This window comes from Streptomyces olivochromogenes, from assembly GCF_001514115.1.
GTDB classification, from domain to species: Bacteria; Actinomycetota; Actinomycetes; order Streptomycetales; family Streptomycetaceae; genus Streptomyces; species Streptomyces olivochromogenes.
In genome coordinates, this window is sequence record NZ_KQ948456.1 from 330,926 (window position 1) to 343,017 (window position 12,092).

The following is a 12,092-nucleotide window of genomic DNA, read 5'->3' on the forward strand; positions in this document are numbered from 1 at the left end:
GGGTGTTACGCAGAGTCAGGTGGGCGGGGGCGTTCGGGGCTGTTCGGGGCTGTCCAAGGCCGTCCAGGGCCGTCCAGGGCTGTCCAGGGCTGTCCAGGGCTGTTCGACTGCGGGCGGGTGGGGCCGGCCGCGCGCAGATCCGCGGGCCCCTTTTCAGTAGACGGGCCCCTTTTCAGCAGATCCGCGGGCCCCTTTTCAGGGGCGGAGAACCCTATGCCGGGTTCCCGCCCGCCTCCGCCTGTGCGGCGAACCTCGCCTTGGCCTCGTCGATCTTCCGCCCGTAGTGCACCGAGGCCCACCACAGTGCGGCGAAGATCGCCCCCAGGAAGAACATCGACCCCACGACGAACCCGCTCGCGATCAGCGCGATCTGCAGGGCCCAGCCGAGCTGGACACCCCCGGGCCGGGTGATCATCCCGCAGAGCAGCACACTCACCGCCATGAAGATCCCGCTGACCGTCCACACCGTGGCCATGGACAGATCGGGATCCTTCATGGCGACGAGCCCGGCGAAGCCGATGACGAAGAACTCGCCGATCAGGGTGGAAGCACAGAGCGTACGCACAGCGGTCAGCCCCTCCTCAGGAGCAGTCGGGCCTCGCCGACGGTGATGACGGAGCCGGTCACGAGAACGCCGCCGCCCGCGTACTCGCCCTCCTCCTCGGCCAGCGTGATCGCCGCCTCGATCGCGTCGTCGAGCCGCGGCTCCACCTGCACCCGCTCGTCGCCGAAGATCTCGACGGCGATCCCGGCGAGCTCATCGGCGTCCATCGCGCGATGGCTGGAGTTCTGGGTGATCACGACCTCGGCGAAGATCGGCTCGAAGGCCTCGAGCAGCCCCTGTACGTTCTTGTCGCCGCTCGCGCCGACGACCCCGATCAGCCGGCTGAAGTCGAAGGCCTCGCCCACGGCCTCGGCGGTGGCACGGGCGCCCGCCGGGTTGTGCGCGGCGTCCAGGACGACGGTCGGCGAGCGCCGTACGACCTCGAGGCGGCCCGGTGAGGTGACGGAGGCGAAGGCCTTCCGCACGGTGTCGATGTCGAGGCGCTGGGTGTGCGCCGCGCCGACCCCGAAGAACGCCTCGACCGCGGCGAGCGCCACGACGGCGTTGTGCGCCTGGTAGGGGCCGTGCAGCGGCAGGAAGATCTCCTCGTACTCCCCGCCGAGCCCGCGCAGTGTGACGAGCTGCCCGCCGACGGCGACCTGCCGGGCGACGACCCCGAACTCCAGGCCCTCCCGGGCCACGGTCGCGTCGACGTCCACGGCCTTCTTCAGCAGCACCTGGGCGGCGTCCACCGGCTGCTGCGCCAGGATCACCGTCGCGTCCTGCTTGATGATGCCGGCCTTCTCGGTGGCGATCTCGCCGGGCGTCTCACCGAGCCGGTCGGTGTGGTCGAGGTCGATGGGGGTGACGACGGCGACGTCCCCGTCGATCACGTTGGTAGCGTCCCAGCTGCCGCCCATGCCGACCTCGACGACGGCGACGTCGACGGGGCTGTCCGCGAAGGCGGCGTACGCCATGCCGGTGAGCACCTCGAAGAACGACAGCCGGTACTCCTGCCGGCCGTCGACCATCTCGATGTACGGCTTGATGTCGTTGTACGTCTCGATGAACCGCTCGGCGGAGATCGGGGCACCGTCGAGGCTGATCCGCTCGGTGATCGACTGGACGTGGGGGCTGGTGTAGCGGCCGGTGCGCAGGTCGAAGGCGCCGAGGAGGGCCTCGATCATGCGCGCGGTGGAGGTCTTGCCGTTCGTGCCCGTGATGTGGATCGAGGGGTACGCGCGCTGGGGCTCGCCCAGGACGTCCATCAGCGCGGCGATCCGGCTGACGGAGGGCTCCAGCTTGGTCTCGCCCCAGCGGCCGGCGAGCTCGGCCTCCACCTCGCGCAGCGCCTTGTCGACCTCGGGGTCGGCCGGGCGCGCGGGCACGTCGGCCTGCCGGCCCGCGTCGGCGCCCTGGGCGCGCAGGGTGCGGCTGCCGGCCTCGATCACCGCGAGGTCGGGGTCGCGGTCGGTCTCGGCCGCGATGATCTCGTCGAAGAGACCGTGCGGGTCGCTGGGGTCCGGCTCGTCCGGCTCGCTGCTGTCGTGCGGGGGGAGCTCACTCACGCTGCCAGTCTACGGAGCCGAACCCGCCCCGGGTCTCTCGCCCCCGCCGCCCCTACCCGTCCCATCCCCGGGGGCTCCGCCCCCAGACCCCCGGGTGGGTTCTTCGGCTGCGGGCGGGTGGGGGCTTGGCGCGCAGTTCCCCGCGCCCCTAAAAGCTGGGGCGCTGGAGGCGCAGCCCCGTGCCCCAGGGGCGCGGGGAACTGCGCGACCAGCCCCCACCCACCCGCAGACCACAGACGTCGAAGGCCCCCGGGACCAGTGAGGTCCCGGGGGCCTTCGTTCAGCTACGGCAGAGCCCTTACGCCTCTGGGAGGCGTTCCAGTTGGGCCTGGATGCGGGCGATGTCCTCGTCCGCCTTGGCGAGCCGCGTACGGATCTTGTCCACGACCTGGTCCGGCGCCTTGGCGAGGAACGCCTCGTTGCCGAGCTTGGCGTTCGCCTGGGCCTTCTCCTTCTCCGCGGCGGCGAGGTCCTTGGCGAGCCGCTTGCGCTCGGCCGCGACATCGATCGTGCCGGAGAGGTCGAGCGCCACCGTGGCCCCGGCGACGGGAAGCGTCGCCGTGGCCGCGAAGGCCTCGCCCTCCGGCTGCAGCCGCAGCAGCTGGCGGATGGCCGCCTCGTGCGGGGCGAGGGCGGTGCCGTCCAGCGTGAGGCGGGCCGGGACACGCTGGCCGGGCTGGAGGCCCTGGTCGGCGCGGAAACGGCGGACCTCGGTGATGACCTGCTGAAGCGTCTCGATCTCACGTTCGGCGCCCGCGTCACGGAAACCGGAGTCGGTCGGCCACTCGGCGATGACGACCGACTCGCCGCCGGTCAGCGTCGTCCACAGCGTCTCGGTGACGAAGGGGACGATCGGGTGGAGGAGGCGCAGGGTGACGTCGAGGACCTCGCCCAGGACACGCCCGGAGACCTTCGCCGGCTCGCCGCCCGCCATGAACGTCGTCTTGGACAGCTCGACGTACCAGTCGAAGACCTCGTCCCACGCGAAGTGGTAAAGGGCGTCGGACAGCTTGGCGAACTGGAAGTCGTCGTAGAACGCGTCGACTTCGGCCACCGTCTTGTTCAGGCGGGAGAGGATCCAGCGGTCCGTCGCCGTCATCTCGGACGGGTCCGGCAGCGGGCCCTCGACCGTCGCGCCGTTCATCAGCGCGAAGCGGGTGGCGTTCCAGATCTTGTTGGCGAAGTTCCGGGACGCCTGGACCCAGTCCTCACCGATCGGCACGTCCGTACCGGGGTTGGCGCCGCGGGCGAGGGTGAAGCGGACGGCGTCGGAGCCGTAGGCGTTCATCCAGTCGAGCGGGTCGACGGCCGTGCCCGAAGACTTCGACATCTTCTTGCCGAACTGGTCACGGACGAGGCCGGTGAGGGCGATGGTCTTGAAGGGCACCTCGCCGTCCATCGCATACAGGCCGAACATCATCATCCGGGCGACCCAGAAGAAGATGATGTCGTGGCCCGTGAGGAGGACGTCGGTCGAGTAGAACTTCTCGAGGTCCGGGGTCCGTTCGGGCCAGCCGAGGGTCGAGAAGGGCCACAGGCCCGAGGAGAACCAGGTGTCCAGGACGTCGGGGTCCTGCTTCCAGCCCTCGGCTTCGGTGCCCGGGGGCTCCTCGTCGGGGCCGACGCAGACGACCTCGCCCTCGGGGCCGTACCAGACGGGGATCCGGTGGCCCCACCACAGCTGGCGCGAAATGCACCAGTCGTGCATGTTGTCGACCCAGTCGAAGTAGCGCTTCGACATGTCGGCGGGGTGGATGGTGACCCGGCCGTCCCGGACGGCGTCACCGGCGGCCTGGGCCAGCGGGCCGACCTTGACCCACCACTGCATGGACAGACGCGGCTCCAGCGTCGTCTTGCAGCGCGAGCAGTGGCCCACCGAGTGGACGTACGGGCGCTTCTCGGCGACGATGCGGCCCTCCGCGCGCAGCGCGGCGACGATCGCGGAGCGGGCCTCGAAGCGGTCGAGGCCCTGGAACGGGCCGTGCACCGTGATGACGCCGCGCTCGTCCATGACGGTCAGCGACTCCAGGTCGTGGCGCTGCCCGATGGCGAAGTCGTTCGGGTCGTGGGCCGGGGTCACCTTGACGGCGCCGGTGCCGAACTCGGGGTCGACGTGGGTGTCCGCGACAACGGGGATGGTGCGGTCGGTCAGCGGCAGCTTGATCCGTCGGCCGACCAGGTGCCGGTAGCGGTCGTCGTCGGGGTGGACGGCGACGGCCGTGTCACCGAGCATCGTCTCGGCACGGGTGGTGGCGACGACGATCGTGTCATCCCCCTCCCCGTACTTCATGGAGACCAGCTCGCCGTCGTCGTCCTGGTACTCGACCTCGATGTCCGAGATGGCCGTGAGGCAGCGCGGGCACCAGTTAATGATGCGCTCGGCGCGGTAGATCAGCTCGTCGTCGTAGAGCTTCTTGAAGATGGTCTGGACGGCCTGCGAGAGCCCTTCGTCCATGGTGAACCGCTCGCGGGACCAGTCCACGCCGTCCCCGAGCCGGCGCATCTGGCCGAGGATCTTGCCGCCGTACTCTTCCTTCCACTGCCACACGCGCTCGACGAACGCCTCACGGCCCAAATCGTGGCGGGACTTGCCCTCCTTGCCGAGCTCGCGCTCGACGACGTTTTGGGTCGCGATACCGGCGTGGTCCATGCCCGGCAGCCACAGCGACTCGTACCCCTGCATGCGCTTGCGGCGCGTCAGGGCGTCCATGAGCGTGTGCTGGAAGGCATGACCCAGGTGCAGCGACCCGGTGACGTTCGGCGGCGGGATGACAATGGTGTACGCGGGCTTGTCGCTCTTCGCGTCGGCCGCGAAGTAACCCCGTTCTACCCAGCGCTCGTACAGCTTCCCCTCTACCTCGGCCGGCGCGTACTGGGTCGGCAGTTCGGGAGTGGGCTCTGATTGCGGCTGCTGAGAGTTCTCGGTCACGGGGTCAGTTTAGAGGTGCCGCGCCCGTGTCCCGAAACGCGATTCTTTCTTGACATCCTCCCTGCAGTGACCTGCTGGGATTCCTTGTAGCCCTCGATATCCACTGGAAGGCGGGCCGTCCCGGATGAGGGGTTCAGGGGTTCACGCGTGCGCCCGGCACGGGTGCGGGGCATCGCAGGCCGGGCATGGCCTGCGGGTGCGTGCTGTTCACCGCAATGTCCTGCGGCACTGGTGGTGCCCGCCGGACCACGAAGGGCACGACGGAGAATGACGACCGAGGCATTGTGATCCGCGTCGTCGGTGTGCCCGCACCCAGTGCAGATGAACCTGTCGCGGCTGACGCGCGACGCAGGGTCCCAAAGGTGGCAGACACCGCATGTCTGCGAGGTCCTCGCAGGGTGCACCAGAGAGAGGTCGGATCCGTAGGCCGGGCATTTGTAGACGAGCTGGCGGCGCCGCTCCCCCGGCAGATTGTCGAGGACGGCCCGGTTCAGAGCGGCTTTCTGAGAAACGTGCACGCCGGGTGCGGCGCGCGTACCACTCGCACTCCGCGTCATCTGCTTCACACGAAGATCTTCGATGGCGACCAGGCCGTGCTCTGCTTCTCGCCCTCGGTCAGCGTCTGGGGCATGAGCCGTGGCTCCGTCTCGTCCGACACGCCGCTTGCTTCACCCCGAAGTCCACTCCAACCGGCGGATGCCCATTCGGTGGCGTTGCCGTCCTTCCGATGTGCACGCCGAAGCTGACGTACCACCGGCCCGAGCTGTCTGTACGGATCGATGCGTTCTTGATCCGACCACCGAGCGGGCGCGTCAACCGGAACTTGACGTCCCCGAGCTTGGGGATGCGAACGCAGGCCCACTTGCGGTTCAGCCTCGTCACGCGCACGGCCTGCCCGGGGAGCGGGATCGCCAGGCGCGGCGTGGCGTTCTTGAATCGCGGGAATCCTGCCGGATGCTCCGCATTCCAGAAATTGTCGTAGGCCCGGTCGAGACACTTGAGGACCTGCTGCGGTGCCTGGGAAGGCAGGTCTCCGATCCACGGCAGGTCGTGTCGCGCCCTGGTGAGGTAGCGGCACTGCTGGTCGGCCCGGAGGCGGATGCGCCGTTGCCTGTATACGTAGATCCGTTGCTCCAGGGCCAGCCCGCCGCCTTGGCCTTGCTCTTCACCGTCATGTACTCCCCCATCACGGTGAACCTCATGATGGATCGTCGACTGACGCCAGTACAGGCCGCCGAGCATCTCGGCATATCGCCGTAACCGTCAGCTATCCGGCTTGCGTTTCCGTGGCGAACCTGGCCAAGCAACTCAGAGGAGCTACAACTAGGGCCATACGACATTTGCTAGGCATAACAGAACATGTGTGGTCGAAGACGTACTACGCCGCTTCCGCCGGCGCGCACTCGTCCGCCAAGTTCGACCAGTACGTCGAACGTCTGGAACAGCCTGTCAACAACTAGGCATCAATAGACCCCACGTGTCCCGCGCCCTTCGCCCTTCCGTCAAGATGTCAGGAACACATAAGCATCTGGAGGGGAACCCAGAGATGAGCTACAACCAGCCGGGCCCGTACGGTGGGCCGCCCCAGCAGCCCGGACCGTATGGTCAGCCGGGGCAGCAGGGCCCTTACGGCCAGCCGCCGCAGGCTCCCCAGCCCGGTTACGGCTACCCGCAGCAGGCTCCTCCGCAGCCCGGCTACGGCTACCCCCAGCAGGCTCCCCAGGGTGTCCCGCCGCAGACTCCCCCGTACGGTCAGCAGCCCGAGTACGGCCAGCAGCCCCCTTACGGGCAGCAGCCTCCCTACGGCCAGCAGCCCTACGGCGCCCCGCAGCCGCCCGCGCCAGGCGGTGGCAAGAAGAAGACGGCGATCGTCATCGGCTCGGTCGCGGTCGTCGCCGCGATCGCCGTGGTGGCGTATCTCGTCATCGGTGGCAGCAGCAGCAGCGGTTCGGTCGCGGACGACGGCCCGCACAAGCTGGTCGCGCCGGCGACGGTGATCAACGGTACGTACAAGAAGGCGGAAAGCGAATCCTCCTCTGACACCCTCAGCGACAGCGATGTCGCGGACTTCCAGAAGTTCGGCGTGAAGAACGCGAAGGGCGCCAACGGGGGTTACACGAACGGCACCGGCCTGTCCCAGAAGAGCCTGTCCTTCAAGGGCGTCTACGGCACCATCGACGACCCCGAGGCCGCCGTGGACGCCATGTTCGCCAAGGTCAAGTCGGAGTCCGAGAAGGACCAGAGCGGCGACAGCACCAAGGGCAAGCTGCTCGGCAGCCCGGAGACGGTCAACCCGTCAGGCTTCTCCAACGGCATCATGAAGTGCCAGGTGGCCCAGATCGACAACACCAGCTCGTCGTCCACAAGCACCGGCGCCGCCAAGACCATCACGGTGCCTTTCTGCATTTGGGGCGACCACAGCACCGTCGCACAGGTGTCGGCATTCAGCCTCGCCGGCCTGGCCTCCGGCAACGGGGGCTCGATCGATGACGTGGCGTCCCTCGCCGCCAAGCTCCGCAACGACGTGCGCGTCGCAAAGTAACTGCTGAACCAAGATGAGGGCGCCCGGCAAGCGTTGCCAGGCGCCCTCACTACTGCCGCTCTGCCGTTGTCAGGCGCGGAGACAGGCAGCCTGCGCGTCTGACGGATCGACGTGTATGTTCACCAGCCCCGAGAGGCAGGCCGGGTTCGCCACCACGCTACCCGCATGCCAAGCGGCATGGCTGCATGCTGCCTTGACCTTGGGGCCAACCAAGTAGCCGTGGTCGCCTATGAAGTTCACGCAGCGGCTCTGGGAGGCACTTGCCGCCGTCGCCGTCACCAGCGGCACAACCCCCGCTGCCGTAACCACACTTGCCGCTACCAGAACCCGCTTGATCATGCGCATCTTCATGTAGCACCCTCCCGTTTTCAGCTCACCGGCCATGCGAACGAATGACCGATGCGGTCGGTGCTACTAGATACGAGACAGGGTCCGATTCCAGGATTTGTCGTGAACCTGGCGTAATCTCTCCATCGTGACCGGTCCGGCAAAGTACGCCACGAGATCCGGCACGAACTACAGCGGCGTATCGGACGCCAACGTGGAGCTTCGCCACCATCAGAGCGAGGAGCATGGGGCGGAGGAGTCTGCATGAGACGGGACGGCCAGTCGCGAAACCTGCGTCATCCCCTGAGCCTTGCGCAGAGAGGCGAGTTCATGGCCTCGCTCCGCATCGACCATCTCCCGCCTGATCTCGTCGATGCGGAAGCGCTTCTCCGGAGTGAAGTCGGCGCTCACGTGCCAGGCTGCCAAGCCTCCCCCCTCCTGCGAAGCCCTGGGAGTGAGGTCGAGCGTCCGGACGGGCAGGCCCTTCCAGCGTTCCGGATCGGCGGTGACGACGATCGCGCCGTCAGGGCGGTCAGGGGTCGGTTCAGCCGTATACCGGGTATGTGCGGTTACCCAGGTGTCTTCCTGCACAACCGCAAGAGCAGCTGACGGATCCAGGTCAAGCACGGTGAAACCGGACAGGGCTGCGATGTGCTCGGCAGCACCCGGTCAGGCTCGGTCCGCCCCTACCGACGCGCAGGCCGGAGCGTAGAGAAACCAGCCCTGCTGCTCGTGCGCACGGTGGATCAGACACGAGACCAGCACATCGCCGCACCCGACAGGACTCGGCGTGCCGCCGCTCGCTCGGCCCGCTCCTCAGGAGTGAGCAGGGTGTGGGCGAGGCGGGCCAGGTAGGCGCGCGGCGAAAGTCCGTAGGCAGCCGCTGTCTCAGCGAGCCGATCGGACACCTCTGCGGGGAAACAGATGTTCACGTGGGACACAATGAGATGTTTCCCGTTCCCCAACAGGGCACGGATAGGCACCCGTACCTCGTACGGCAAAAAAGAGAGGCGCCCGACGACATCCGCCGAGCGCCCCTCTTCGCGTATACGTACCGCCTACGCCGTCTTCTGCTCGCCCGGGCCGCGCCCGCGGGCGTCGCGCGGGATCAGCGTCGGGTTGACGTTGGACAGGACGACGTCCGCCGTGATGACGACCCTCGCCACGTCCTTGCGCGAGGGAACCTCGTACATGACCGCCTGGAGGACCTCCTCCATGATGGCGCGCAGGCCGCGCGCGCCGGTCTGGCGGAGGATCGCCTGGTCGGCGATGGCTTCCAGGGCCTCGCGCTCGAAGTCCAGCTCCACGCCGTCGAGTTCGAACAGGCGCTGGTACTGCTTCACGAGCGCGTTGCGCGGCTCCACGAGGATCTGGAGGAGAGCCGGCCGGTCGAGGTTGTGGACCGAGGTGATGACGGGCAGCCGGCCGATGAACTCGGGGATCATGCCGAACTTCACCAGGTCCTCGGGCATGACCGCCTCGAACTGGTCCTTGGACTCGAGCTCGCGCTTGGAGCGGATCGTCGCGCCGAAGCCGATGCCCTTGGCACCCGCCCTCGACTCGATGAGCTTCTCCAGGCCCGCGAAGGCGCCGCCCACGATGAACAGGACGTTCGTCGTGTCGATCTGGATGAACTCCTGGTGGGGGTGCTTGCGTCCGCCCTGGGGCGGAACGGAGGCCGTCGTGCCCTCCAGGATCTTGAGCAGTGCCTGCTGGACGCCCTCGCCGGACACGTCTCGCGTGATCGACGGGTTTTCGCTCTTACGGGCCACCTTGTCGATCTCGTCGATGTAGATGATGCCCGTCTCGGCCTTCTTGACGTCGTAGTCGGCCGCCTGGATGAGCTTCAGCAGGATGTTCTCGACGTCCTCGCCGACGTACCCCGCCTCCGTCAGCGCCGTCGCGTCGGCGATGGCGAACGGGACGTTGAGCATGCGCGCGAGCGTCTGGGCGAGCAGAGTCTTGCCGGAGCCCGTGGGGCCCAGCAGGAGGATGTTGGACTTCGCCAACTCGATGGCGTCGTCCCGGCTCTGACCGCCGCCGTTCTCACCGGCCTGGACCCGCTTGTAGTGGTTGTACACCGCGACCGAGAGGGCTTTCTTGGCCGACTCCTGGCCGACCACGTACCCCTCGAGGAACTCGTAGATCTCGCGGGGCTTCGGGAGCTCCTCCCAGCGGACCTCGCTCGTTTCCGCGAGTTCTTCTTCGATGATCTCGTTGCAGAGATCGATGCACTCGTCGCAGATGTACACACCGGGGCCTGCGATGAGCTTCTTGACCTGCTTCTGGCTCTTGCCACAGAACGAGCACTTGAGCAGATCGCCGCCGTCACCGATGCGTGCCACGGTGTGCTTCCCCTTCGCCTGGGAGACGCCTAGGTCCAGCGGCTCCTGGTGCTGCCTTATGTCCGACGGTACCTTGCCGAGCCCCCCGTTCGGGCCCCCCTTGGCGCGGTTCACTTTGTCGTGAACCGCGCCAACGGGCGACAGACGAGCGGCAGACGATACAGCGATACGTCAGACGATCGCGGAACTGTTCATCTTGCGGGTGGAGATGATCTGGTCGATCAGGCCGTACGCGAGCGCGTCCTCAGCGGTGAGGATCTTGTCGCGCTCGATGTCCTCGCGGATCTTCTCGATCGGCGTGGTCGAGTGCTTGGCCAGCATGTCTTCCAGCTGCGCGCGCATCCGGAGGATCTCGTTCGCCGCGATTTCGAGGTCCGAGACCTGGCCGCGGCCGGTCTCGCTGTACGGCTGGTGGATCAGCACGCGGGCGTTCGGAAGCGCCATGCGCTTGCCCGGCGTGCCGGCGGCCAGCAGGATCGCGGCGGCCGAGGCCGCCTGGCCCATGCAGACCGTCTGGATGTCGGGCTTCACGAACTGCATCGTGTCGTAAATGGCCGTGAGGGCCGTAAACGAGCCACCGGGGCTGTTGATGTAGACCGAGATGTCACGGTCGGGGTCCATCGACTCCAGGCACAGCAGCTGCGCCATGACGTCGTTGGCGGAGGCGTCGTCGATCTGCACGCCGAGGAAGATCACGCGCTCCTCGAACAGCTTCGCGTACGGGTCGTACTCACGCACGCCCTGCGAGGTGCGCTCGACGAAGCGCGGGATGACGTAGCGGGACTCCGCACGAGGACCGGTGTACTCGGCCTGCGTGCGGGCGTAGATGCCGCTGCCGGGGAAGTCGTTCACTGTGTCTCCTGAAGAGCCTGTAAGAGCCTGGGGCGGTCGGCTGGGGGCGCTGGAGGGCCGTCTGCGCCGCTCCGGGGCACTGGGTGCGCCCGGAGAGCGGCAGAGGGGCCACGCGCCGCCCTGGGGGGCACTGAGGGGCTTACGACGCCCCTGTGCCGCCACCGCCCGGCATACCAGCAGCGGTGGGCACGATGTCGTCGATGAGGCCGTACTCCTTGGCCTCGATCGGGTCGAACCAACGGTCGCGGTCCGAGTCACGAGTGATCTGCTCGACCGTCTGACCGGTGTGGAAGGAGGTCAGCTCGGCCATCCGCTTCTTGGTGTGCAGCAGCCGCTCGGCGTGGATCTTGATGTCCGACGCGGAGCCCGCCAGGCCGGCCGAGGGCTGGTGGATCAGGATCTCGGCGTTCGGCAGGGCGAAGCGCTTGCCGGGGGTGCCCGCGCTGAGCAGGAACTGACCCATCGAGGCAGCCATGCCCATCGCGATCGTCACCACGTCGTTCTTGATGAACTGCATGGTGTCGTAGATCGCCATGCCGGCCGTGATCGATCCGCCGGGGCTGTTGATGTAGAGGTAGATGTCCTTGTCCGGGTCGGCGGCAAGGAGCAGCAGCTGCGCCGTGATCTTGTTGGCGATGTCATCGTCGACCGCCTGGCCGAGGAAGATGATCCGCTCGCCGAGCAGTCGGTTGTAGACCTGGTCGCCGAGGCCACCACCGAAGGGTTCGCCGGCAGCTGTGGGCATCAGATTCGTCACGTATCCACCTGCTCGTCTTACGACGGCGCCGGGCCGTCTCACGTCTTCTGCTGGGGGCGTGGGACCCCGGTGCGACAGCCGCCCGGGGCGGCTTCGGGGACTCCCCTGCCCTCGTATTCATGGACCCTAACGCGCGGGTCCCTCCGGGGAATCCCGCAGAAGGAACTGTTCGCTGTGAGCGCATGCGCTCCGCTGGGTCGGACAGGGGGTTTGGCGGGGCCGCGCCCC

11 protein-coding genes and 1 pseudogene are annotated in these 12,092 nt (G+C 67.8%); 3 read left to right on the forward strand and 9 right to left on the reverse strand.

Annotation, left to right across the window (positions count from 1 at the left end):
- Window positions 1-211: 211 nt before the first annotated feature.
- From AQJ27_RS19160 to AQJ27_RS52230, 4 genes are all read right to left on the reverse strand, one after another.
- On the reverse strand, window positions 212-565 hold the full coding sequence (locus AQJ27_RS19160) for a DUF4233 domain-containing protein (protein WP_054231900.1): 354 nt from the start codon (window positions 563-565) through the stop codon (window positions 212-214).
- A gap of 5 nt (window positions 566-570) precedes the next feature.
- A complete protein-coding gene (gene folC, locus AQJ27_RS19165; protein WP_067370106.1) occupies window positions 571-2,112 on the reverse strand; it encodes a bifunctional tetrahydrofolate synthase/dihydrofolate synthase in 1,542 nt (513 codons plus the stop codon).
- 298 nt (window positions 2,113-2,410) lie between these two features.
- Window positions 2,411-5,041: a valine--tRNA ligase gene (locus tag AQJ27_RS19170; protein WP_067370108.1), complete on the reverse strand. Its 2,631-nt coding sequence runs from the start codon at window positions 5,039-5,041 to the stop codon at window positions 2,411-2,413.
- Entirely contained in the window at window positions 5,038-5,598 is a 561-nt protein-coding gene (locus tag AQJ27_RS52230; RefSeq protein WP_235613494.1) for a transposase, read from the reverse strand. Before AQJ27_RS52230 ends, AQJ27_RS19170 begins: the two co-directional genes overlap by 4 nt.
- A gap of 397 nt (window positions 5,599-5,995) precedes the next feature.
- On the opposite strand from AQJ27_RS52230, the gene AQJ27_RS56395 reads away from it, so the two are divergent.
- The 3 genes from AQJ27_RS56395 to AQJ27_RS19180 all read left to right on the forward strand — a co-directional run bounded on the left by AQJ27_RS56395 (window position 5,996) and on the right by AQJ27_RS19180 (window position 7,583).
- Window positions 5,996-6,301: a hypothetical protein gene (locus tag AQJ27_RS56395; protein WP_067370110.1), complete on the forward strand. Its 306-nt coding sequence runs from the start codon at window positions 5,996-5,998 to the stop codon at window positions 6,299-6,301.
- A 26-nt stretch (window positions 6,302-6,327) separates the two neighbouring features.
- Window positions 6,328-6,501, forward strand: a complete 174-nt coding sequence (locus tag AQJ27_RS56400; RefSeq protein WP_159064369.1) for a transposase — start codon at window positions 6,328-6,330, stop codon at window positions 6,499-6,501.
- Window positions 6,502-6,587: 86 nt separating this feature from the next.
- Window positions 6,588-7,583, forward strand: coding sequence for a hypothetical protein (locus AQJ27_RS19180; protein ID WP_067370115.1), 996 nt, complete (start codon window positions 6,588-6,590; stop codon window positions 7,581-7,583).
- Between the two features lie 69 nt (window positions 7,584-7,652).
- Here AQJ27_RS19180 and AQJ27_RS56405 read toward each other — a convergent pair whose 3' ends face one another.
- From AQJ27_RS56405 to AQJ27_RS19200, 5 genes and pseudogenes are all read right to left on the reverse strand, one after another.
- Window positions 7,653-7,967 (reverse strand): hypothetical protein, encoded by a 315-nt coding sequence (locus AQJ27_RS56405; RefSeq protein WP_159064370.1) that lies wholly within the window; start codon window positions 7,965-7,967, stop codon window positions 7,653-7,655.
- A gap of 393 nt (window positions 7,968-8,360) precedes the next feature.
- A pseudogene (locus tag AQJ27_RS52240) lies at window positions 8,361-8,675 on the reverse strand (PIN domain-containing protein); the annotation flags it as partial.
- 293 nt (window positions 8,676-8,968) lie between these two features.
- Window positions 8,969-10,255 carry an ATP-dependent Clp protease ATP-binding subunit ClpX gene (gene clpX / locus AQJ27_RS19190; protein WP_067370615.1) on the reverse strand — a complete coding sequence of 429 codons (1,287 nt, stop codon included), beginning with the start codon at window positions 10,253-10,255 and terminating at the stop codon, window positions 8,969-8,971.
- Between the two features lie 171 nt (window positions 10,256-10,426).
- Entirely contained in the window at window positions 10,427-11,107 is a 681-nt protein-coding gene (locus AQJ27_RS19195) for an ATP-dependent Clp protease proteolytic subunit (protein ID WP_060897739.1), read from the reverse strand.
- A gap of 139 nt (window positions 11,108-11,246) precedes the next feature.
- Entirely contained in the window at window positions 11,247-11,852 is a 606-nt protein-coding gene (locus AQJ27_RS19200; protein ID WP_054231895.1) for an ATP-dependent Clp protease proteolytic subunit, read from the reverse strand.
- Window positions 11,853-12,092: the final 240 nt, after the last annotated feature.